The organism is Sandarakinorhabdus sp. (assembly GCF_040398645.1).
GTDB lineage: Bacteria > Pseudomonadota > Alphaproteobacteria > Sphingomonadales > Sphingomonadaceae > Sandarakinorhabdus.
In genome coordinates this window covers 82124-102878 of sequence record NZ_JBBATR010000002.1, presented here as the reverse complement: position 1 = coordinate 102878, position 20755 = coordinate 82124, and the positions used below count along the sequence as shown (strand labels likewise).

Sequence of the window (20755 nt, the reverse complement as noted above, 5' to 3'; positions counted from 1 at the left end):
GCGGCGACAGCCGGCAGACCATGCTGACCAGCGATCCCGAACGCTATGGCGATGAAAATTGGTGGATTGGCCAATATCCACCGCTGGCCATCGGCAGCGTGACGTGGGGCTGGCTGGATGACGCCTTTGCCAGCATCGCGGCGTTGGCGGCGCGCGGCGTGCCCGAAGCCATCACCACGCCGCTGCTGGCATTGATCCCGGACCAGGACGCGCTGGTGGACTGCGCCGCCACGCGCCAGCTGGTGGCGCGGGTGCCGGGCGCGGCCATCGACGTTTTTGCGGGCGGCGGCCATGAATTGCTGCGCGAAGCCGAACCAATGCGGTCGCAGGTGCTGGCCCGCGCCGTGGATTTCCTGCGCGGCGGCCAATGACTGACGCGCAGTTTGATATCGCCATCATCGGGGCTGGCATCGCCGGGGCCAGCACGGCGTGGGCGCTGCTGGAGGCGGATCCGCGCCTGCGCATCGCCCTGATCGAAATGGAAGACCGGCCCGGCTATCACACCACTGGCCGTTCGGCGGCGTTCTGGGTGGAAAGCTATGGCGGCCCGCGCATTGTGCCGCTGTCGCGGGCGAGCCGGGATTTTTTCGGGGCGCCGCCGGCCGGTTTTGGGGCGCTGCTGTCGCTGCGGCCAGGCCTGACCATCGAAGGGCCGGACGATCCGGGCGGCCTGGAGCGCATGGCAGCGGAATTTGATGAAGGCGATGTTGATTATCGCTGGCTGGACGCGGCGGAAATGGCCGGCCTGTCGGCATGGCCGATGCTGCGGCCGCAATGGCGGCAGCGCGGCCTGCTGGAGCCGGATTGTCACGATATCGATGTCTCCGGCCTGCACCAGGGCTTCCTGCGCGGCTGCGGCGCGGCACGGCCCACGCTGATCTGCAATGCGCAGGTGCAGCGCCTCGAACGCCGCGCCGGCGGCTGGCAGATCACCACCCGCGCCGGGGTGATCGCAGCGCCGATCGTGGTGAACGCCGCCGGGGCCTGGGCTGATCCTGTCGCCGAATTAGCAGGCGCACAGCCGCGCGGGGTGCAGCCGCTGCGCCGGTCGATGGCGGTGCTGCGCATCGATCCGCCGCCGCCGCCCGATCTGATGGTGGTGATGGACGCCGCCGGGCAGTTTTACTTCAAGCCCGATGGCGGCCGTCTATGGCTGTCTCCGCATGACGAAACCCCCGATGTGCCGCATGATGTGCGCCCGGATGATCTGGATATTGCCGTGGTGATCGACCGGTTCGAACGTGCCACCACGGTGACGGTGCAGCGGCTGGAAACCAGTTGGGCCGGCCTGCGCAGCTTTGCGCCGGATCGCGCGCCGATCTATGGCTTTGATGGCGCTGTCGATGGCTTGTTCTGGTGCGCCGGGCAGGGCGGCTTTGGCATTCAGACGGCTCCTGCTGCCGGCCGCTTGTGTGCGGCGCTGATCCTGGGCACCGAGCCGCCGGTGGACCCGGCGCCTTATGCGGCGACCCGGCCCTTGCCGCGCGCCGTGTAGCGGCTGAGGAATCCAGCCGCAAAATCATCCAGCCCGCGCACCGCAATCGCATCGCGCAGCCCGGCCATCAGCTGCTGGTAAAATCCGATATTATGCTGGGTGAGCAGCATGGCACCCAGCATTTCGCCAGATTTGATCAGATGGTGGAGATAGGCGCGGCTGGCAGCCCGCGGGCCAGAGCACACCGGGCAGGTGCAATCACTGTCCATCACGCGCAAATCCTCGGCATGCACCGCATTGCGCATGTTGAGCGGGCCATCGTGCGTGAAGGCCTGGCCATTGCGCCCCGAACGGGTGGGCAGCACGCAATCGAACATATCGACGCCGCGCTGCACCGCGCCAACGATATCATCGGGCTTGCCCACCCCCATCAGGTAGCGCGGCGCGTCCTGAGGCAGCTGATCAGTGGCATAATCCAGCACGCCAAACATTGCCGGCTGGCCTTCGCCCACCGCCAGCCCGCCGATGGCATAGCCATCAAAGCCGATGGCTTGCAGTTCCGCGGCAGATTGCGCGCGCAGCCGTTCATCCAGCCCGCCTTGCTGAATACCGAACAGCGCTGCGCCCGCCGCATGTTCGCCGCCGGCGTCAAAGCCAGCCCGGCTGCGCGCCGCCCAGCGCATCGAGCGGTCCATGGCGGCCTGCACCACCTCACGCGGCGCCGGCAGCGCCACCAGTTCATCGAAGGCCATGACAATATCGCTGCCGAGCAGGCGCTGGATTTCCATCGACCGTTCCGGGCTCATGAGATGCCGGCTGCCATCAAGATGGCTGGCAAAGGTCACGCCTTCTTCGCTGCGCTTCGTCAGGGTGGACAGGCTCATCACCTGATAGCCGCCGCTGTCGGTGAGGATCGGCCGGTCCCAGCCCATGAACGCATGCAGCCCGCCCAGCCGCGCGATGCGCTCGGCGCTGGGGCGCAGCATGAGGTGATAGGTGTTGCCCAGGATGATATCGGCGCCGGCAGCCCGCACTTCGGATGCGCGCAGCGCCTTGACGGTGGCAGCAGTGCCCACCGGCATGAAGGCGGGGGTGCGGATTTCGCCGCGCCGCATGGTGATGGCACCGGTACGCGCCTTGCCGTCGCGGGCGTGCACATGAAAGGCAAAACGGGTCATTGGCCGTTCTTAGAGTCTGTGGCAGTCTTGGCAAATATGTTGATTATGTTCCTTGCGCTGGCGGCGGCTGTTCCGGCCGACTCTGCTGCCAGCCCCGCGCTGGCCACGTGCCTGATCGTCGGCCGGCAGCTCGATCACAAGGTTGTGGATGAAACCACGCTGCTGGTGCGGGCGGGCGGGCGTTGGCACCGCTCGGCGTTACCCGATGGCTGCCCCGGCCTGAAAGCGGGCCGCATGCTGGTGCGGCGGGAGGCTTCGCCGCGGCTCTGCGCCAATGATCTGTTTGAAGTGCGGGACAATTTCACGCCGGAAGTGTTCAGCCTGTGCCGCTTTGGCCCGTTCTCAATGCTGCTCAAAGGCACAAGGCCCTGAAAACCCGCGTTGATTTGTTGCTGGTGGCACGCGGCCTCGCTGAATCGCGGGCGCGCGCGCAGGCGCTGATCATGGCCGGCCTCGTCTATGTCGGCACTGCCAAGGTGACCAAGGCCGGCGAAACGGTGGCCGATGATGCCGAGATCATCCTCAAGGGCCGCGATCATCCCTGGGTGTCGCGCGGCGGTATCAAGCTCGATCATGGCCTCAATCATGTCGGCTGGGATGTCGCCGGTGTCACCGCCATGGATGTCGGATCGTCCACCGGCGGTTTCACCGATGTGCTGCTGTCCCGCGGCGCAGTGAAGGTCTATGCGGTGGACAGCGGCACCAACCAGCTGGCGTGGAAATTGCGGCAAGACCCGCGCGTTGTGGTGCTGGAACAATTGTCGGCCCGGCTGCTCACCGCCGATCATGTGCCGGAGCCGATTGATCTGATCGTCTGCGACGCCAGTTTCATCAGCCTGATCAAGGTGCTGCCGGTACCGATGGGCTTTGCAGCGCCCGGCGCGCGCCTGCTGGCCCTGATCAAGCCGCAATTCGAAGCCGGCCGCGAAGATGTCGGCAAAGGCGGCGTGGTGCGCGACCCCGCCGTGCACGACCGGGTGTGCAGCGAAGTCGCGGCCTGGCTGGACGGCGCCGGTTGGGCCGTCGAAGCGCTGACCGCCAGCCCGATCACCGGCCCGGAAGGCAATGTCGAATTCCTGATCGCAGCGCACAAACGTGTTGGTTGATGCCGCGTCCGAACAACAAGCAAAGCCAAGAAGAGCGGCCTCCGGCGGGCAGGGGTGACCCCTGCACCCATTTTTAAGTCTCTGCTTTTGAAACATAAAGCCGGCTTAAACCAGAGTGGGTCCAGGGCCTCAGGCCCTGGCCGCCGGAGGCTTTCTATTCTTGGTCACTTTTGACCAGATAGATTTCATCGCCCCTTGCCCTTGGTGGGTGCGTGAAAATCCGGGGGCTTGCTGGCCACCCATGCCACGAACTGCGCCAGGCCGGCGTCGGCGAGCAGCGCGGCACGGTCTGCGCCGATGCGGGCGAGCTGGCCATTGGCAAAGCGGCTGTGGATTGCCTGATGGCAGATGGGGTGCAGCTGCACCGTGGCTCGCCCGCCGCGTGCGCGTGGCACCGGGTGATGCAGCTCGATCTTGCTGCCCAGCGGCGGCCCGCACAGCCAACATTCATTGAGTGCGTCATCGCCTGCCATACACGCCGATAGCCTAGCTGCGGACAAGCCGCTACTGATGGCGTGTGTCCACTGAGTCCCTTGCACCGCCGTCGCCGTGGTTTGCCGCCGGCAGCTTTGCGCGGGCGGCGCTGGTGGCGGTGCCGGCGATCCTGTTTGCCGGCGGGCTGGCGGCGCGCGTGTCGGGATCGACCGAAACCAATGCCTGGTACCAGTCGCTTACCTTGCCGGTGTTTCAGCCGCCTGGGCCGTTGTTTGGCGCGGCGTGGGCAGTGCTTTACACGCTGATTGCGCTGGCGTTTGCGCTGGTGTGGGCCACGCGTGATGCGCCTGGCAAGCGCGGCGCCATCGCGCTGTTTGCGCTGGGTTTTGTCATCAACATGACGTGGTCGCCGCTGTTTTTTCGGTTTCACATGATCGCGGCGGCGCTGGCGGTGCTGGTGGTCATGTTGCTGGTGGCCTGCCTGACGGCGGCGGCTTTTTATCGCATCAATCGGCTGGCGGCATGGCTGATGCTGCCTTATGTGTTGTGGCTGTGCTTTGCCGGCGTGCTCAACACCCGGGTTTTGATGCTCAATCCCATGGCTGATGCCATGCAGTTGGGAGTTTGATGATCATGCAGAATGACAATCGCCTGTTTGAAGATTTCTCCAAGGTCGCCACGGCGGCCATGGGCACGCTGGCGGGCGCCAGCCGCGAAATTTCCGATGTCGCGCGTGAGCGCATGAAGGAATTTGTTGGCGCTTCCGATATCAGCCGCGACGAATTTGATGCGGTGAAGGCGATGGCGGCCGGTGCACGCGAAGCAATGGCCGATCTTCAGGCTGAAATTGCGGCGCTGAAAGCTGAACTTGCGGCAATTCGGGCCAGCACCGCCATATCTGGTGGCGATCCGGCCTGATATCCACAAGAGATTGGGGTTCGCCCCCTTGCCGAATCGGCAAGCCTTGCCCAGCCTGTGGGCGCACTGTAGGGAGGGGCACAATGAGCTTTTCCGAAATAGAGTTTAACGCCGTTGATTCGGCGCCCATCGATTTGCTCGAGCAATTGTTCGACGCAAACGGCTGGGCATCTGAACGCGTTGCCGACGAAGAAATCGTGACCAGCATCAAGGGCGGCTGGGCCAGTTACCAGCTGCGGGCGTTGTGGCGAGGCGAAGACCGGGTGCTGCAGATCATCGCGCAATCCGATCTCGTGGCCGGCCCCGATCAGCGCGCGGCAGCTTACGAGGTGCTAGGCCTGGTCAACGAACAGATGTGGATGGGCCATTTCGAGCTGTGGTCAGCCGATGGCAGCATCTTGTTCCGCCACGCCACGCTGCTGGCCGATGACGATGCAGCCGATGGCGGCGACCTGTCGGCGGCGCAGGCCGAAATCCTTACCGAAGCCGCAGTCGAGGAATATGAACGCTATTATCCGGTGTTCCAGCTGGTGTTGACGGACGGCAAGGCTCCGGCCGAGGCGCTGGCCGCCGCCTTGATCGAAACTGCCGGGGAAGCCTGATAGCCGGGCCTGACCGCTGGGATTGCAAGAGACCGGCGTTTGCCGGGCGGCTGGGGGCAGCAAAATGAACGAAGACGACCAATCGGCCGCAGCGCCGATATGGCTGATTGGCTGCGGCAATATGGGCGGCGCGCTGCTGCGGCGCTGGCTGGGCGAAGGCCTGGGGCCGGTGGTGGTGATCGATCCTGCGGCGCGCAGCCTGCCGGACGGCGTTACCGCGCTGCAGCGTCCGCCGGCGGACGGCAAGCCTGATATCGTTGTTCTCGCTGTGAAGCCGCAGGCCTGGCATCAGGCGGTGTTGCCGCTGGCCGGCCGGCTGGGGCCGTTGACGCTGGTGATTTCGGTGATGGCGGGTGTGCGCACCGACGATCTGGCGCGGCTGTTTCCGGGCGCCGGTATCGTGCGCGCCATGCCCAACACGCCGGCAGCGGTAGGCCAGGGGGTGACGGCGCTGTTCACCCGTGATGGCGATATCGTGCAGGGCGCTGCCGAAGCCTTGTTTCAGCCGGTGGGCGCCACGGTGTGGTTGAGCGACGAAGCGCAGTTTGATGCGGTGACGGCGCTGTCCGGATCCGGCCCGGCCTATGTGTTTCACATGATCGAAGCGCTGGCGGCGGCCGGCGCGGCGGCGGGGCTGGAGCCCGGTATGGCAATGGCGCTGGCCCGGCAGACGGTGATTGGCGCTGCGGCACTGGCGGTGCACGACCGCGCGGCATCGGCGGCGACGCTGCGGGAGCGCGTGACATCGCCGGGCGGCACCACGGCAGCAGGCCTTGACGTGCTGATGCCGGCGCTGACGCCGCTGCTGGAACAAGTGATCGCTGCCGCTGCCGCCCGGTCTCGCGAGCTGGGCTGATATTTTCAGGGGGTGGGTGTGCTGGTCAGGCGTTTGGCGAGCGTGCGGCCCAGCGCGATGCCAGGGCGTTCGATGGCCAGAAATGTGGCGGCGGTGATCGCCGTGACCAGTGCCATCATGATCGGCAGCGCCAACCATGGCTGTCCGCCCACGACGGCGGGCATGGTCTTGAAACCGATGTACAGGATGATGCTGTGCAGCAGGTAGATGCCGTAGGATATCTCGCCGAGCATGCGCGCGCCGGGCAGGGCCAGCAGGCCAAACAGGCTGTTGCCGCAGACAATCACCGTGAAGGTGAAGGCCAGCAGCGGCATCGCCGCGTCAAAGGGATCGCGAAAGAAGATCATGTTGATGGCCAGCGCCAGCACGGCCAGTGCGGCTGGCACAGGCCCGAGCAGGCGCCTTGCGAGATTTGGCCGCTCCCGCACTTCATAGGCCAGCATGCCGAAGGCAAACAGCGGCGCATAAACGAAAAGTGGCACCGGCGCCGCGCGGCCAGCCAAGCTGATCAGCAGCAGCCCGGTAGGCACCAGCCAGGTCCGCCCGCCCACCAGCTTGCGGGCGAGCGCGCAGGCCGGCAGCACAGCCAGATAGAACAGCCATTCGAACCAGATCGACCAAAGCACGCCGCCGATGGTCTTGCGGGTCAGCGCATCGCCCATCAGCACGCGCGGACGGCCGGCAACCCAGCTGGCCACATCCAGCGGATAGCCCGGCCCCGGCACGCTCCCATATTCCACCATGATGATGATTGTGACCACTGCCACCATCGCCAGCAGCAGCGGCACGATGCGGAACACGCGGCCGATATACAGCGAGACCCATTTGATGCCGCCAATGCCGGCCAATATGCGCGGGTAAAACACGATGCCGGTGATCATGAAAAACATGCCGACGCCGGTTTTGCCAAGCTGATTGAAAAATGCCACCTCAGGCGCCTGCCAGCCGTTGCCAGCGGTGAAGGCCAGCCAGATCGCAAAATGATGGCCCATCACCGCCAGCGCCAGATACCCGCGCAGCCCATCGATCTCGCCGATGCGCGGCCCGCTGGGCAACACAAAGCCCGCGCGTACCAGCAGGCTGGCAACGATTGTGGCCAAAACCATCGCCAACGCGACAATGGCGGCCAGCAGGGTCGGTTCCATGATCACGCCCCGTGTTGCAAGGCCAGAATTGTTGCCCGGCTTTCGGCGGGCACCAGACCTAGCAGCACCGCCCAAAAGCCTGTTACCGCTTGTTGGCCGGCCTCGCCATAGGCCAGCGCCATGCTGCGTTCCAGTTCGGTGAACAGCTGTGTTTCCAGCGCCGTGCCGGCCGGGGTGAGCTGCAGCAAGCGCTGGCGCCGGTCGGTTGTGCCGATTTTCTGCTCCATCAGGCCGCGCTGGTTCAGATCGGTCAGCACGCGGCCCAATGATTGCTTGGTGATCGACAGCAGCAGCAGTAGGTCGCCCACCGACAGGCCGGGGCGGCGCGCGATGAAGTATAGCGCCCGGTGGTGCGCCCGGCCCAGCCCTTGCCCTTCCAGGATAGCATCGGCGCCGCGGATCATGGCGCTGTAGCCGAAATACAGCAGTTCGATCCCGCGCCGGATCTCATCCTCGCGCAGGAACAACGGCGATGCCGGCGCCATCTTCAGGGGCAGGACGCTGATGGTCCCAAGGTCGGGCTGGCGATTTGGGACAGTCATGTTGACATATCTGGCACAGCTACTATGGCAACACAAGCAGCCAGCGCAACAACATGCCGCCCAAATGGAGCATGTGGTTCGTTTGTTGCACTGCGGCAGCCCAAAAGCCGCTGTTCGTTGCCACTGCCCACAAAAGGTGCCCCATGATCGATGCCACGTTCGACGACCGTGATGGTTTCATCTGGATGGACGGCGCGCTCAAACCATGGCGCGAGGCCAATGTGCACATCCTCACGCACGGCCTGCATTATGCCAGTTCGGTTTTCGAAGGCGCGCGCGCTTATGGCGGCCATATCTATGCGCTGTCCGCCCATTCGCAGCGGCTGATCGATTCGGCCAAGACCATGGGTTTCGCGCTTCCCTACAGTGTCGAGGAGATCGACGAAGCTTGCCGGCAGACGCTGGCGGCCAACAATCTCACCAATGCGTATGTCCGCCCGGTGGCGTGGCGCGGCAGCGAGCAGATGGGCGTTTCGGCGCAGCGCACCAAACCGCACATGGCCGTGGCCTGTTGGGAATGGGGCGCCTATTTCGGCCCGGAGGCCCTGAAAAAAGGCCTGCGCCTGAACATTGCGCCGTGGCGCAAGCCCGCGCCCTACACGGTGCCGGTGCGCGCCAAGGCGGCCGGCCTGTACATGACCAGCACCTTGTCCAAACATGCCGCCGAAGATGCCGGCTACAACGATGCGCTGATGCTGGATTGGCGTGGGCAGGTGGCCGAAGCCACGGGCGCCAATATCTTTTTCTTCAAGGACGGCACGCTGCACACACCAACGCCGGATTGTTTTCTGGATGGCATCACCCGCCGCAGCGTGGTCGCACTCGCGCGCCGCCGCGGCATCGATGTGATCGAACGCGCCATCTGGCCCGAAGAACTGGCGACATTTCAGGAATCGTTTCTGACCGGCTCCGCCGCCGAAGTGACACCGCTGGCCGAAATCGGCCCGTGGAACTTCCAGGTGGGTGAGGCGACTTTGCAACTGGCGCAGGATTACAGCGATCTGGTGCACGGCCGCATCACCGGCGTGGTGCCGGTGCCATCAACGCAAAGCTGAATTGCCGCTGGGCAGCGCCGCCAGAAACGCATCGACCTTGGCAAAATGGCCTGGCCAGTCCGGGGCCTTGAACCCCGAAAGCCGGCCCATTTGCGCCGCCCGCGCCGGGCTGTCGGGCGCGGCATAGGCCATGATCGCGGCCTGCCAGGCAGCGTGATCATCTGGAGCCAGCAATTCAGGCACGCCTTGGCCTATTTCGCGAAACACCTGTAAATCGCTGGCGATCACCGGCACGCCGGCATCCAGCGCCTCAACGAGCGGCAGGCCATAGCCTTCGGCAAAGCTGGGAAACAGCAGTGCACGCGCCGCCGCCAGCCGCGCGGCGATGGCGGCATCTTCCAGCGCGCCGGTTTCCTCAACGCGGTCGCCAAATTCACCGGCATCGAGCCGCGCCAGCACATCATCACACGCCCAGCCGCGCCGCCCGATGATTACCAGCTTTGGCGCAGCCGCACCATGCTCGCGCACCAGCCGCTGCCACACGTCCAGCAGCAGATGGTGGTTCTTGCGGCCTTCGATGGTGCCCAGGATGATGAATTCGTTGCTGGCGGGCGGGCGCGTTCCGGGCGGCATCGCCAGATGCGGTGTGCCGGGCCATGCCACCATGGTCGGCGGCACTGGCAATTGGTGGGCGGCGGCATAATCAGCCAGCACATGCAGCGTGTCCTGGCTGTTGCCGATCACGGCGGCCGCGATGTGCAGCATCGTATTCACGCGCACCTCGTGCCGGGCTTTTTCGCCCTCGCGGCAGAACTGCGGGTGCGTGATCGGAATGATGTCGTGCAGCATCAGCACCGGGCGTACATCGGCCGCCGCGCACCACGCCGGCAAATCCGTCGAATCCAGCCCGGTGTGGCCAGCATTCAGCCAAAGCCGGCCCCGGCCAGACAGCGTCCGCGCGGCATGGCGGCCGTGGCAGAGCGCCCAGCCGATCAGGCCGGCCCGGGCAGCGGCCTTGCTGGCAGCAGGCCGCAACAATTGCCGGAACAACGCTTGTGAGGCGGCCGCCGGCAAGATGGTGCCGCCCTTGTTCTTGCGGATGATCACCGCCTGCGCGCGCGGGCCGTAATGATGCAGCCACGCCAGGCAGATCCGATCAATGCCGGTGGGCCGCACATGCGCCCAATGCCGCCACAGCAAGCGCGACACATCAATCAGCAGCGGCGCGCCATTCTGATTCATCGCCGCCGGTTTCCGGCCGGCTCCTGCGCCATCACCCGGATTTTGCCCGCGCATAGCGATCCGCATAGCGCACGATATCATCTTCGCCCAGATAATCGCCCACCTGCACCTCGACCATCAACACAGCGGCGGCGCCATGATTTTCAAGCCGGTGGACGGCGCCGGTCGGGATGAACACATAATCACCCCGGCCAAGCTGCCGCACGGTGGTACCCACGGTCACACTGGCCTGCCCGGACAGGATGATCCAATGTTCCGATCGTCGTTCATGCGATTGCAGTGACAGCGCCTGGTGCGGTGCCACCATGATATGCTTGACCTGAAAGCCATCGCGCACGGCGATACTGTCATACCAGCCCCATGGGCGGTGATCATGGCGGGCGCGAACGCCTTCGGGCCGTTCGATCTGGCGCAATTCCTTCACCACCTCGCCCACCTTCTGGCTGGAGGTTTTCGGCGCAACCAAAATGGCATCGGCGGTTGCCACCACGATCATGTCGTCCAGATCGAGGCCGACGATCATCTGGTCTTTCACTTCGCTATGCAGGATGCTGGTGCGGCAGCCATAAGCCAGCGAATCGCCGGCCAGCACATTGCCGTCATCATCGGGATCGCCATCGCGCCACACGCTCGACCAATCGCCCAGATCCGACCAATAGCCATGATAGGGCATCACCGCGAGATTGGCGGCCTTTTCCATGATCGCATAGTCCACGGAAATGCTTGGCGCGGTTGCCCATCCGGCCTTGTCCAGCGTGATGAACGGCAATTCGGTTTGCGCGGCTGCGACGGCTGCGGACACGGCAGCATGAATTTCCGGGGCATGCAGCGCAAAGGCCGCGATGGCCGATTTTACGGACATCAGGAAAATGCCGGCGTTCCACAAATGGCAGCCACCTTCGAACATCGCCTTGGCCCGCGCTGCATCGGGCTTTTCGACAAAGCGCACCAGCGGCTGCGGCAGGGTGGCGGCACGGCCGGCGGGATCGGACAATTCCAGATAACCATAGCCGGTTTCGGCGCGGCTGGGATTGATGCCGAACGTCACCAGATCGCCGGCCAGCGCCCGCGGCAGCGCTGCCGCCACGGCCGCCCGAAACCCGGCCTGATCGGAAACGCGGTGATCAGATGGCAGCACCAGCAGCACACCGTCCGCGTCGGTCTCGGCGATATGCAGCGCCGCCGCCAGCACTGCCGGCGCCGTGTTGCGCGCTTCGGGCTCGACAAGCACGACACCGGGCGAACGATCGATCCGGGCCATTTGTTCGATGATCCGGTATTTCTGATCCTCCCCGGTGATTACCTCCAGCTTGGCAAAACCCGGCGCATCCACCAGCGTTACGGCATGCTGAAACAGGCTGAGGCCATCGAATTCCATGGCAAACTGCTTGGGCTGATTGCGGCGCGATGCCGGCCACAGGCGGGTGCCGGCTCCGCCGCACAGGATGATGGGGTGAATCAACGGCGGGTTGGCGGATGGAGGCGGGTTCATGATCATTCTCCGTGGCGGCGGCACGATCGAGCCGCGTGCTGGCAATGCTGCGCATCAGGGTCGCGAGCGGTCTTAACCATGCGCGTCCCCTTGATAAAAACCCGGTTGCAGTCAAGTGGTTTGGCCTGTTTCGGGCCGGACTGTTGATGATGTGCGGCTGCTTCCCCAACGCTGTGGCGGCGCGCTGTCCTTCGTCATTTCTGCACCGGCTTTGCGCAGCGCACAAACACGGCTATTGCGGCGTTCGAAATTCGGGTCCGCGTTTTCGGCTGTTGGCCAGGCGATTGATCCAGCACACAGGAAACGCCGTCGATGCGCATGCGCAAGAACATCATACTCATGGCGGCCGGCCTGGCCCCGCTGGCGCTGGCGCTTGGCGGCTGCGGTTCTGGGTTGTTCGGGCAAACCGGACCTTCGGCGGGCGTGGTCAACAAGGCGCCGCAGCGGGCGTCTGCAGCGGGGCTGGCCGGCATACGCATTGTCGATCTTGATCGTGCCGCCACCGAAGCGCTGCTGGCGATTGACCGCCCGGTCAACCTGGCGCGCGAATTTGGCGATGCTTTGCCGGTTGGTTCGGTGGTGCAGCCCGGCGATGTGCTGGAGGTTTCGATCTGGGAAGCGCCGCCCGCGGCCCTGTTCGGCGGCGGCTTTGGCAGTGGTGGGCGTTCGGCGGATGCCGGCATGGCCAGCACCACCGCCACTTTGCCGGAATTGCTGGTTGGCACTGGCGGCACCATCTTCGTGCCGTTTGCCGGCACGCTGCCGGTTTCGGGCCACACGCCGCAACAGATCGAAGCGGATATCACGCGGCGCCTCGCCAGCAAGGCGCATCTGCCGCAAATCATCGTGCGAATCGTACGCAACGCCACCGCCAATGCCACTGTGGTGGGTGATGTGGCCAATGCTGCGCGCGTGGCGCTGACCCCGAAGGGCGAACGCCTGCTGGATGCACTGGCCGCAGCCGGCGGCACGCGCCAGCCATCGGGCAAGACGACGATCCAGATAACCCGCGGCGACAAGGTGGCGGCGGTGCCGCTGGATCAGATCATCCGCCAGCCCGATCAGAATATCAGGCTGGCCACCGGCGATGTGGTGACGGCGATTTTCCAGCCGTTCAGCTACACGGTGCTCGGCGCGGCTGGCCGCAATCAGGAGGTGCAGTTCGAATCGACCGGGCTGACGCTGTCGCAGGCTCTGGGCCGCGCCGGCGGTCTGCAGGAACAGCGGGCCAACGCCAAGGGCTTGTTCATTTTCCGGTGGGAAGTGCTAACTGCTGCTGCTGCGGGGGCGGGGGCGCCAGCCACACCGACCGATGCCAAGGGCCGCGTGCCGGTGATCTACCGGGTGAACATGCTGGACCCGGCGGTGTTTTTCCTCGCGCAGAACTTCCAGATGCGTGACGGCGACGTGCTGTATGTGGCGACGGCGCCGGTGGCCGAATTCCAGCAGTTCGTTAACGTGATCGCATCAACCGTGCTGCCGCTGGCCGTGGTGCGGTCGTCGCTTCAATAAGCGACCAGTCGCCGTTCAACTGCCGCGTGACGTCAGCGCCGGTTTCAGCGCCAATGCGCGCGCCAGAGCGGCATTGGCTTCATCGCGGCGGTCCAGCGTCTTCAACGCCCTCGCCTTGGCGTGCCAGGCCTCGCCGTCGCCGTCGTCAAGTGTGATGGCGCGATCAAAGCTTTCGATTGCTGCTGCAAACAGGCCTTGGCCGGCTTGCATGTTGCCAAGCTGCCGCCACACGAATGCCCGCGGCGTGAGCAGCAGGATCGCCTGATACCAGGCTTCGGCCCGGGCATAATCGCGCCGGGCAGCGGCCGCGCGGGCATAGCGCAGCAGCACGCTGGACATGATCTTGCTGGCCAGCGATGCCGTCGTCTGCGATCCGGGGGCCGGCGCCTCACCGCGCAGAAGCGTGCGCACGGCGGCTGGCATCAGCAGGAATGCATCAATGGCCGCATGCGGTCGGCCCTTTGCCAAATCGGCGTTGCTGTCCATGCCGGCCAGTTCGGCATCGCGTTCTGCCAGTTGCAGGGCCAGGCGATCGCATTGCAGCGACAGGCGGCCCAACCGATCAAGATCGGCGCGGCGCTGCCCATTCAGCAGATCCAGCCGGGCCTGCAGATCGGCGAGCGCGTTGGCGGCGCTATCCATCTTGGTCATGCCGAAATCCTTGCGCTGACTGGCAGTGTGGTAGCGGAGATGCCGGTGGATGCCGGCGCCAAAGCAGCGGCGGCATATTCGAGCGCGACCTGCCGCCAGGTGCGTTGGCGCAGACGGTCATAAGTGGCGCGCTGCAAGGCGACCAGCTCGGCGCGGCCAGCCGATGCCGCCAGCATAAGCGCGGCCAGCCCCACGGCATCAAATGGATCGAACATCGATCCCGCCAGCTCGGGCGTGTCGATCAGCAATTCGGCAACATGCGGGCCGTGCGCCATAAGGCAGGGCGTGCCGACCGAAATGGCTTCGTAATAGGGGAAGGTGCCGCGCCCGCCTTCGAACACGGATGGGTGAATGGCAATTTCGGCGCAGTGATAAAAGGCAGCGTGCACATCGCGCGGCAAATCCGGCATCGACAGGGCATCAAGATGAAGCAGCCTGCGCGCGATGGCCCCCGGCGTCGGGCTCCAGGTCGCGCCATAATGAAGCTGCGCTGTCATGATCAATTTGAAGGATTCAAATTGCGCGCGCACCAGTTCATCGATGGCATCCACCACCACGCGGATATTCTTGGTCACGCGGTCCTGCGTTGATACCGCAGCATAGCGGACATGTTCGAACGGGAAATTGGCCAGATAGGCCGGGCCGTGGCGCGCGGCGTGGCGGCGCAGCAGGCAGGCCGCCGCATATCGCGATGCCTCTGTGCGCTGCCCATCGCGGATGAACGGCAGGATGCCATCCAGCGTTGGAGGTGCATGCGGGATTACGGTCACCCGGTCTGGCGGCACCCCGAACAGGCCCTGCACCTGATCGCGGGCAACATGATCGGAAAAGGTGATGAAGCGGGTGATGTGCGGCAGCGCTTGGCTCACCCGGTCGCGCCATGCCGCTGGCGGCCCATCCAGAGCCCAGGCGCCTTCGGTGAAATCATGATAGGCAAGGCCGATGGCATCCGGAAAAATTGATGCCACGGGCTTCGAAAGCAGCTTGATCCCCAATTGATTGGGAAACAGCGAAATCCATGCTGTCACCGGCACATGGCGATCGGCAAAGCGCGCCAGATCATCGAAATCCGCTGCCGTCTGGCCCATATCTTGCGGCGAATGAAAGCTGTAGTCTTCGCCTGCCGTGGCCACCAGATCGGCAAAATCCGCTTCGGCTTCGCTGCGGATATCGTCGGTCACCACGATGCGGAACACATGACTGCCAGCCTGCGCTAGGCCTTCCACGATGAAGCCGAGCAGGCGCGTCATGCCCTGATTGGCCCATTGCGCGCCGCGCGGCGATTCGATCCAGATACCAATCGGGGTGCGGGCGTGATCAGACATCTGCCGTCTCCAGCAATCGATCGACGATCAGGGTTGCTTGCGCTGCCAGCATGGCGGCGCTGGCGCCAACGCTGGCGCCAACGCTGGCCATGTGATCATCCGGTGCCGGCACGGCGGCCACGACAGCTTGCAGCGCGTGCAGCGCATCGGCGATTCCATCGGGATTGCCCGGCTTATAGCGGATCGGCGCGGCTGGATGGGCATGTTCGCGCGCTGCCGGATGATCGGCGCACAGCAGCGGCAAGCCGAACCGCAGCGGCCACGCCAACTGGCTGCCCTGGCCGGACAATCGCGGCGACCATACCGCAGCAGCGCGGCCCAGCAAACGCGCCCAGCGATCCGGCGTGGTCAGCCGCTCGATTCCGCCGTCTTGCGCCAGATCCTCCAGCAGGTCGCGCACGGCGGCCGGCAGCACGGCGATAGCCATCACATTGGATTGGCGGCGAAACGCCTCGGGCTGGGCCTCGCAGGCGATCATCGGATCCAGGGTGCCGCCATCCTGCCGGTACAGCCGCAGCCCACGCAGCGCCGATGCGATATCGTGCAGGCTATCTGGCTCCATACGGATGATCAGGCGCCGCTGCGGGCTGGCCAGCGGCCGAATGCCGTCGCTGGCTGCGCAATCAAAGCTATGGGGTAGGTGCAGCATTCGATCTGGCGCGACGCCGGCAAAATCCAACACGTCCTGCGCCGTGATCGGATCGGTGGTCACGACCACGCCCGCTTGCCGCCAGATCTGAAACGCGGCCAGCAGCCGCGTCCAGAACGGCGATTGCATATCCGCGCAAAACGCATGAGGGTGCCGCCGCGCGGCCAATTCGCTGCAAAAATACGCCGTCGGCCGGATGGGATACACCGCGCCAAGGCCGGGATCGGCCATCACCAGCCACGCATCGCAATCGGTGAAATTGCTGCCCCAATCGCGCGGCAGCAGCACGTGGCTGACCTGCGCCAGCGACACCAGCGGCAACCGCGCCTGGTGCATGCGCAGCGCATTGCCGGCCGGCACCAGCTGCCAATCCAGCCGGCGCACGGTCACGCCGGGCATCCCGGCCGCCAGCCAGCCGGCATCGCGTTTCCACACATAATCATCGCTAACCGGCAGCCCGATGGTGATGTCCGGCGCGCCGCCGTGCAGCGGATCGGCAGCCAGCATCGCCTGCGCCATCGCCCGCGCCCGGATCAGCGTTTCCAGTCCGGCATCACCGAGCAGGATGGCAATTTTCACGTCATCTCCCTACCGAAACGCCTCTTGCAATACACGTCAGGCTGCGTTGGCCAGTTCCTCGACAATCGTGCGCAGGGTAGCGGTAATCATGCGCACCTGCGCATCTTCCAGCGTGGGAAAGGATGGCAGCGAGATGCCGCGTGCGGCAATATCCTCGGCAATCGGGAAATGTTCGTCGCTGCGGTACACCGGCATCTTGTGCGCGCAATAAAACACGGGCCGGCTGTCAACACCCGCGACCAGCAACCGCGCCATGGTTTCATCGCGGTCGATGCCGGGTGGCAGCAGCAGCGATACCAGCCAGTTGCTGGACTGCACACCGGCTGCAACCTCCTGAAAACTGAACATGTTTCCAGCCAGTTCGGCACGGTAAAGATCGGCAATCGCTTGTTTGCGGGCCAGTATCTCCGGCAGGCGTTCCATTTGCGCCGTGCCGATCGCCGCGCAGATATTGGTCATCCGGTAATTAAAGCCCATTTCATCGTGCCAGTAGCGCTGGGTGAGCGATTGGCCCTGGCCCTTCACCTTGCGCAGCCGGGCCGCCAGCACCGCATCAGGCGCGATTACGGCACCGCCTTCGCCGGTGGTCACCGTCTTGTTGCCAAAAAACGAAAAGCTGGTCACGTCCGCATCCCAGCCGACGTGGCGGCCATCGCGCCGGCTGCCCAGCGCTTCGGCTGCATCTTCGATGATTTTCAGGCCGTGGCGGCGGGCGATGGCGTTGATTTGCGGATCGCACAGCGCGCCAAACAGATGCACGGGCATCACCGCCTTGGTGCGCGGCGTGATGCGGCGTTCGACATCGGCTGCATCCATCAGCCAATCCGATGCGCGGCTTTCGGCAAACACCGGCGTTGCCCCCGTCTGAGCAATGGTGTTGACCGATGCGATGTAGGTGAATGTTGGCACGATCACCTCGTCGCCCGGCCCGATATCCAGGCAGTGCAGCGCCAGATGCAAGGCAACCGTGCCATTTGCCAGGGCGATGGCGTGCGGACAGCCCGTTTCAGTGGCCAATGCCGTTTCAAAACGTTCGACATATTTGCCGATGCTGCTGATCCAGCCGCTGCGCAGCGCATCCTCTGCGTAGGCAATCTCGTTTCCACTCAAATCGGGCGTGTATACGGGAATGGTCATGTCGGTCTCGGGCGAAAGGGATCAGGCGTGCATTAGCGGTGGACAGCGGCAAGGGCAATTGCTGGTGCATGGCGAATTGTCACCATGCCGTGATCAGGGTGCAAGGCCGGCGCGTGCGCTCCAACCGGTCATTCGCAGCCAGAAAAAACGGCTGATCGGCCAACATCATTGCTACCACTGGCTGTCGTGCATTTGCCGTTCAGCCCGAACGCCGCTAATGCGCGCAGTGTACAAGCCCTCATGGGTGCCCGGGGGTTTTTGGACTGTTAGAGGAACTGATGCACAAACCCACTGGTCAATTCCGAACGGTCACGGCTGATGCCGGCATGCTGGGCGCTGTGCGTCGCGTGCTGCCGCGCTGGGCGTCGCCGCTGTTTTTTGCCACGGTTGGCGTTCCCACGTTGCTCGCCGTGCTGTATTTCGGTTTCGTTGCTTCGGATGTTTACGTGTCCGAATCACGCTACATTGTGCGCAGCCAGGGCAAGCAGGCGCCAACTGGTATTGCGTCGCTGCTGGCGGGCGCTGATGGCAGCAGCCTGAGCGGCGGTGCCATGAACGCGCTGGCCGATTATGCGCTGTCACGCGATGCCATGCAGGCGCTGGATCAGCAGGGCCGCCTGATGGCAGCCTATACACGCCCCGAAATCGATCTGTTCAATCGCCTCGCGCCGCCGTTCGGAACTGCGTCGCGCGAGGATGTCTATGCTTATTATGCCGAACATGTTGCGGTTTCGCTGGAAAGCCAATCGTCGATCACCACGCTGGTGGTGAAGGCCTATCGCCCGGAAGATGCGCAGTGGATCAACGCGCGTCTGCTCGATCTGGGCGAGGCGCTGGTCAACCGGCTGAACGATCGCAGCCGTACCGATCTGGTGCGCTATGCGCGGCAGGAAGTGGAAGATGCCAAGCGCGAAGCCCGCAATGCGGCATTTGCATTGGCGGCCTATCGCAACCGCCAGGCGGTAATTGATCCTGAAAAACAGGCCAATGTGTCGTTGCAGATGATTTCCAAGCTGCAAGACGAAGTGATCCAGACCCGCACGCAATTGGTGCAGACCCGGGCCTTCACCCCGGCCAATCCGCAAATTCCGGTGCTGGTGTCGCGCATCGGTTCGCTGGATCAGCAGATCGATCTGGAAATGGCCAAGATCGCTGGCGGCAAGGGATCGCTGGCTGCCAAATCGGCCGAGTTCACCCGATTGTCTGTGGAGGCGGAATATGCCGACAAGCTGCTGACCAATGCGTTGGTTTCCTTGCAGAACGCCAACAACGATGCCCGTCGTCAGCAATCCTATGTCGAACGCATCGTGCAGCCCAGCCAGCCCGATGAAGCCCGGGAGCCCAAGCGCCTGCGCAGCATCCTGTCGGTGTTCGCGCTCGGCATAGCGGCCTGGGGCGTGCTCAGCCTGCTGTTTTCCGCGATGCGGGAGCATGATCTTTGAACGAGCTTCCGGCTCCAGAAGTACAGGCCCCCGTTGTGCGGGAAGCGCGGCCGCAGCGCAGCCTGGCCCGCGCCTGGGAAATTCAGCGCCGGGTGATCGGGGCGTTGTTTGTCCGCGAAATCCTCACCCGCTTTGGCCGCCACAATATCGGGTTCCTGTGGTTGTTCGTGGAACCGATGTTGTTCACCGTAGGGGTTACCTTGCTGTGGACGGCGTTCAAATCCACGCACGGCTCCGAATTGCCGATCACGGCCTTTGCCGTGTCGGGCTATTCCAGCGTGTTGTTGTGGCGCAACATGCCCAGCCGCTGCATCCTGGCAATTCAGCCCAATTTGTCGCTGATGTATCACCGCCAGGTCAAGGTGATCGACATCTTCGCCGCGCGTCTGCTTGTCGAAGCGGGCGGCGCGACCCTGTCGTTTGTCATCCTCACGCTATTTTTCAGCTTCATGGGCTGGATGAGCCTGCCGGAAGATGTGCTGAAGGTGATCTGGGGCTGGGTGATGTTGGCCTGGTTCGGTTGCTCGCTGGCGATTCTGCTGGGCGCGCTGGCCGAGGAAACCGAGCTGGTCGAAAAGCTGTGGCATCCGATTTCCTATTTCCTGCTGCCGGTGTCGGGCGCCGCCTATATCGTCGATGCGCTGCCGCTGGATTTTCAGGAAATCGTGCTGCTGCTGCCACTGGTCCACGGCGTTGAACTGGTGCGCGAAGGCTTTTTCGGATCGAAGATCGTTGCGCACTACGACATGGCCTATCTGACGGCGATCAACATGGCGCTCAGCCTGCTGGCGCTGGCGATGATGAAGCGGATCAGCCGCAAGGTGGTGCCGGAATGATCACCATCGATCATGTCAGCAAATCCTACCCCACCCGCAGCGGGCTGGTGCCGGTGCTGCGTGACATCAGCTTTTCGGTGGCGCCGGGCGAGAAAGTCGCCATTCTTGGCCGTAACGGCGCCGGCAAATCAACGTTGGTGCGGCTGATCAGCGGCGCCGAACGCCCGACCTCCGGCGAAATCTGGCGGGACATGTCCGTCAGCTGGCCGCTGGCATTCGGCGGCGCATTTCAAAATTCACTGACTGGCATGGACAATATGCGGTTCATTTGCCGCATCTACGGTCTGGATTGGGAATCCCGCGTTGATTTTGTAAAGGAATTCAGCGAACTTGGCGGCTATCTGCAAGAACCCGTGCGGACCTACAGCTCGGGCATGCGCGCCCGGCTGGCCTTTGCCATTTCGATGGTGGTGGAATTCGATTGCTTCCTGATCGACGAAATTGTGGCGGTTGGCGACGCGCGTTTTCATGCAAAATGCCATGTTGAACTGTTTGAACGCCGTGCCGATCGCGCCATGATCATCGTGTCCCACGATGCGCCTTATGTGCGTGATCATTGCCAGCGAGTGGGTGTGCTGCACGCAGGCAATCTGACGATGTTCGATGATATCGAAGAGGGTTATCGCCACTATTCCGATGTGTACAATGTCGGCTGATCGGCTGCCGCCCGCACATCGG

23 protein-coding genes are annotated in these 20755 nt (G+C 64.1%); 13 read left to right on the top strand and 10 right to left on the bottom strand.

Translation table 11 applies throughout. The features are described from left to right. The coding region (locus ABWP50_RS01065) for a serine aminopeptidase domain-containing protein (protein ID WP_353216131.1) at nucleotides 1–371 on the top strand (371 nt) is incomplete at its 5' end. After that, nucleotides 368–1495: an NAD(P)/FAD-dependent oxidoreductase gene (locus ABWP50_RS01060; protein ID WP_353216130.1), complete on the top strand. Its 1128-nt coding sequence runs from the start codon at nucleotides 368–370 to the stop codon at nucleotides 1493–1495. The genes ABWP50_RS01065 and ABWP50_RS01060, both read left to right, overlap by 4 nt. Here the strand turns inward: ABWP50_RS01060 and tgt are convergent. After that, nucleotides 1459–2613 (bottom strand): tRNA guanosine(34) transglycosylase Tgt, encoded by a 1155-nt coding sequence (gene tgt / locus ABWP50_RS01055; RefSeq protein ID WP_353216129.1) that lies wholly within the window; start codon nucleotides 2611–2613, stop codon nucleotides 1459–1461. The two genes, ABWP50_RS01060 and tgt, sit on opposite strands and share 37 nt — an antisense overlap. 36 nt (nucleotides 2614–2649) lie before the next feature. Between tgt and ABWP50_RS01050 the strand changes: the two genes are divergently transcribed. Together ABWP50_RS01050 and ABWP50_RS01045 are read left to right on the top strand one after the other, a co-directional pair. Next, nucleotides 2650–2985, top strand: coding sequence for a hypothetical protein (locus tag ABWP50_RS01050; protein ID WP_353216128.1), 336 nt, complete (start codon nucleotides 2650–2652; stop codon nucleotides 2983–2985). After that, nucleotides 2937–3719 carry a TlyA family RNA methyltransferase gene (locus ABWP50_RS01045; protein WP_353216127.1) on the top strand — a complete coding sequence of 261 codons (783 nt, stop codon included), beginning with the start codon at nucleotides 2937–2939 and terminating at the stop codon, nucleotides 3717–3719. The genes ABWP50_RS01050 and ABWP50_RS01045 overlap by 49 nt, the downstream gene beginning before the upstream one ends. Nucleotides 3720–3904: 185 nt before the next feature. On the opposite strand, the gene ABWP50_RS01040 is transcribed toward ABWP50_RS01045, so the two are convergent. Next, nucleotides 3905–4192: an HNH endonuclease signature motif containing protein gene (locus tag ABWP50_RS01040; RefSeq protein ID WP_353216126.1), complete on the bottom strand. Its 288-nt coding sequence runs from the start codon at nucleotides 4190–4192 to the stop codon at nucleotides 3905–3907. Between the two features lie 44 nt (nucleotides 4193–4236). Between ABWP50_RS01040 and ABWP50_RS01035 the strand changes: the two genes are divergently transcribed. The 4 genes from ABWP50_RS01035 (at nucleotide 4237) to proC (ending at nucleotide 6530) form a co-directional block, all read left to right on the top strand. Then, the gene (locus tag ABWP50_RS01035) at nucleotides 4237–4782 is read left to right on the top strand and encodes a TspO/MBR family protein (RefSeq protein ID WP_353216125.1); all 546 of its coding nucleotides are present in this window, start codon (nucleotides 4237–4239) and stop codon (nucleotides 4780–4782) included. Beyond that, entirely contained in the window at nucleotides 4782–5072 is a 291-nt protein-coding gene (locus ABWP50_RS01030; RefSeq protein WP_353216124.1) for an accessory factor UbiK family protein, read from the top strand. The genes ABWP50_RS01035 and ABWP50_RS01030 overlap by 1 nt, the downstream gene beginning before the upstream one ends. Before the next feature lie 83 nt (nucleotides 5073–5155). Continuing rightward, the gene (locus ABWP50_RS01025) at nucleotides 5156–5674 is read left to right on the top strand and encodes a type III secretion system chaperone family protein (protein WP_353216123.1); all 519 of its coding nucleotides are present in this window, start codon (nucleotides 5156–5158) and stop codon (nucleotides 5672–5674) included. 64 nt (nucleotides 5675–5738) lie between these two features. Beyond that, complete coding sequence (proC, locus tag ABWP50_RS01020; RefSeq protein WP_353216122.1) at nucleotides 5739–6530, top strand: pyrroline-5-carboxylate reductase; 792 nt, start codon at nucleotides 5739–5741, stop codon at nucleotides 6528–6530. Nucleotides 6531–6535: 5 nt separating this feature from the next. On the opposite strand, the gene ABWP50_RS01015 is transcribed toward proC, so the two are convergent. Both ABWP50_RS01015 and ABWP50_RS01010 read right to left on the bottom strand, forming a co-directional pair. Next, a complete protein-coding gene (locus ABWP50_RS01015) occupies nucleotides 6536–7675 on the bottom strand; it encodes an acyltransferase family protein (RefSeq protein WP_353216121.1) in 1140 nt (379 codons plus the stop codon). 2 nt (nucleotides 7676–7677) lie between these two features. Then, complete coding sequence (locus tag ABWP50_RS01010) at nucleotides 7678–8217, bottom strand: MarR family transcriptional regulator (protein ID WP_353216120.1); 540 nt, start codon at nucleotides 8215–8217, stop codon at nucleotides 7678–7680. A 143-nt stretch (nucleotides 8218–8360) separates the two neighbouring features. On the opposite strand from ABWP50_RS01010, the gene ABWP50_RS01005 reads away from it, so the two are divergent. Continuing rightward, on the top strand, nucleotides 8361–9272 hold the full coding sequence (locus tag ABWP50_RS01005; protein WP_353216119.1) for a branched-chain amino acid aminotransferase: 912 nt from the start codon (nucleotides 8361–8363) through the stop codon (nucleotides 9270–9272). On the opposite strand, the gene ABWP50_RS01000 is transcribed toward ABWP50_RS01005, so the two are convergent. Both ABWP50_RS01000 and ABWP50_RS00995 read right to left on the bottom strand, forming a co-directional pair. After that, entirely contained in the window at nucleotides 9258–10454 is a 1197-nt protein-coding gene (locus ABWP50_RS01000) for a glycosyltransferase (protein WP_353216118.1), read from the bottom strand. The genes ABWP50_RS01005 and ABWP50_RS01000 overlap by 15 nt on opposite strands. 31 nt (nucleotides 10455–10485) lie before the next feature. Continuing rightward, complete coding sequence (locus tag ABWP50_RS00995) at nucleotides 10486–11946, bottom strand: mannose-1-phosphate guanylyltransferase/mannose-6-phosphate isomerase (protein WP_353216117.1); 1461 nt, start codon at nucleotides 11944–11946, stop codon at nucleotides 10486–10488. Between the two features lie 318 nt (nucleotides 11947–12264). Here ABWP50_RS00995 and ABWP50_RS00990 point away from each other — a divergent pair, with 318 nt between their 5' ends. Then, a complete protein-coding gene (locus ABWP50_RS00990; RefSeq protein ID WP_353216116.1) occupies nucleotides 12265–13458 on the top strand; it encodes a polysaccharide biosynthesis/export family protein in 1194 nt (397 codons plus the stop codon). A gap of 15 nt (nucleotides 13459–13473) precedes the next feature. Here the strand turns inward: ABWP50_RS00990 and ABWP50_RS00985 are convergent, their stop codons facing one another. The 4 genes from ABWP50_RS00985 to ABWP50_RS00970 are packed head-to-tail and all read right to left on the bottom strand — an operon-like array spanning nucleotide 13474 to nucleotide 17799. Continuing rightward, the gene (locus ABWP50_RS00985) at nucleotides 13474–14109 is read right to left on the bottom strand and encodes a tetratricopeptide repeat protein (protein ID WP_353216115.1); all 636 of its coding nucleotides are present in this window, start codon (nucleotides 14107–14109) and stop codon (nucleotides 13474–13476) included. Next, on the bottom strand, nucleotides 14106–15434 hold the full coding sequence (locus ABWP50_RS00980) for a glycosyltransferase family protein (RefSeq protein WP_353216114.1): 1329 nt from the start codon (nucleotides 15432–15434) through the stop codon (nucleotides 14106–14108). The genes ABWP50_RS00985 and ABWP50_RS00980 overlap by 4 nt, the downstream gene beginning before the upstream one ends. After that, complete coding sequence (locus tag ABWP50_RS00975; RefSeq protein WP_353216113.1) at nucleotides 15427–16662, bottom strand: hypothetical protein; 1236 nt, start codon at nucleotides 16660–16662, stop codon at nucleotides 15427–15429. The genes ABWP50_RS00980 and ABWP50_RS00975 overlap by 8 nt, the downstream gene beginning before the upstream one ends. Nucleotides 16663–16698: 36 nt before the next feature. Next, on the bottom strand, nucleotides 16699–17799 hold the full coding sequence (locus ABWP50_RS00970; protein ID WP_353216112.1) for a DegT/DnrJ/EryC1/StrS family aminotransferase: 1101 nt from the start codon (nucleotides 17797–17799) through the stop codon (nucleotides 16699–16701). 278 nt (nucleotides 17800–18077) lie between these two features. On the opposite strand from ABWP50_RS00970, the gene ABWP50_RS00965 reads away from it, so the two are divergent. The 3 genes from ABWP50_RS00965 to ABWP50_RS00955 are packed head-to-tail and all read left to right on the top strand — an operon-like array spanning nucleotide 18078 to nucleotide 20733. Next, nucleotides 18078–19241, top strand: a complete 1164-nt coding sequence (locus ABWP50_RS00965; protein ID WP_353216111.1) for a KpsE/RkpR family capsule polysaccharide export protein — start codon at nucleotides 18078–18080, stop codon at nucleotides 19239–19241. A gap of 35 nt (nucleotides 19242–19276) precedes the next feature. Then, complete coding sequence (locus ABWP50_RS00960; protein WP_353216135.1) at nucleotides 19277–20077, top strand: ABC transporter permease; 801 nt, start codon at nucleotides 19277–19279, stop codon at nucleotides 20075–20077. Beyond that, complete coding sequence (locus ABWP50_RS00955) at nucleotides 20074–20733, top strand: ABC transporter ATP-binding protein (RefSeq protein WP_353216110.1); 660 nt, start codon at nucleotides 20074–20076, stop codon at nucleotides 20731–20733. The genes ABWP50_RS00960 and ABWP50_RS00955 overlap by 4 nt, the downstream gene beginning before the upstream one ends. Nucleotides 20734–20755: the final 22 nt, after the last annotated feature.

Bases quoted from the DNA above. Each gene is read 5' to 3' on its own strand.
- ABWP50_RS00990 (WP_353216116.1), top strand. From the start codon at position 12,265: ATGCGCAAGAACATCATACTCATGGCGGCCGGCCTGGCCCCGCTGGCG.
- ABWP50_RS00955 (WP_353216110.1), top strand. From the start codon at position 20,074: ATGATCACCATCGATCATGTCAGCAAATCCTACCCCACCCGCAGCGGG.
- ABWP50_RS00965 (WP_353216111.1), top strand. From the start codon at position 18,078: ATGCACAAACCCACTGGTCAATTCCGAACGGTCACGGCTGATGCCGGC.
- ABWP50_RS01050 (WP_353216128.1), top strand. From the start codon at position 2,650: ATGTTGATTATGTTCCTTGCGCTGGCGGCGGCTGTTCCGGCCGACTCT.
- ABWP50_RS01040 (WP_353216126.1), bottom strand. From the start codon at position 4,192: ATGGCAGGCGATGACGCACTCAATGAATGTTGGCTGTGCGGGCCGCCG.
- proC (WP_353216122.1), top strand. From the start codon at position 5,739: ATGAACGAAGACGACCAATCGGCCGCAGCGCCGATATGGCTGATTGGC.
- ABWP50_RS01015 (WP_353216121.1), bottom strand. From the start codon at position 7,675: ATGGAACCGACCCTGCTGGCCGCCATTGTCGCGTTGGCGATGGTTTTG.
- ABWP50_RS01030 (WP_353216124.1), top strand. From the start codon at position 4,782: ATGATCATGCAGAATGACAATCGCCTGTTTGAAGATTTCTCCAAGGTC.
- ABWP50_RS00985 (WP_353216115.1), bottom strand. From the start codon at position 14,109: ATGACCAAGATGGATAGCGCCGCCAACGCGCTCGCCGATCTGCAGGCC.
- ABWP50_RS00995 (WP_353216117.1), bottom strand. From the start codon at position 11,946: ATGAACCCGCCTCCATCCGCCAACCCGCCGTTGATTCACCCCATCATC.
- ABWP50_RS01000 (WP_353216118.1), bottom strand. From the start codon at position 10,454: ATGAATCAGAATGGCGCGCCGCTGCTGATTGATGTGTCGCGCTTGCTG.
- ABWP50_RS01005 (WP_353216119.1), top strand. From the start codon at position 8,361: ATGATCGATGCCACGTTCGACGACCGTGATGGTTTCATCTGGATGGAC.
- ABWP50_RS00980 (WP_353216114.1), bottom strand. From the start codon at position 15,434: ATGTCTGATCACGCCCGCACCCCGATTGGTATCTGGATCGAATCGCCG.
- tgt (WP_353216129.1), bottom strand. From the start codon at position 2,613: ATGACCCGTTTTGCCTTTCATGTGCACGCCCGCGACGGCAAGGCGCGT.
- ABWP50_RS01060 (WP_353216130.1), top strand. From the start codon at position 368: ATGACTGACGCGCAGTTTGATATCGCCATCATCGGGGCTGGCATCGCC.
- ABWP50_RS00970 (WP_353216112.1), bottom strand. From the start codon at position 17,799: ATGACCATTCCCGTATACACGCCCGATTTGAGTGGAAACGAGATTGCC.
- ABWP50_RS01010 (WP_353216120.1), bottom strand. From the start codon at position 8,217: ATGACTGTCCCAAATCGCCAGCCCGACCTTGGGACCATCAGCGTCCTG.
- ABWP50_RS01025 (WP_353216123.1), top strand. From the start codon at position 5,156: ATGAGCTTTTCCGAAATAGAGTTTAACGCCGTTGATTCGGCGCCCATC.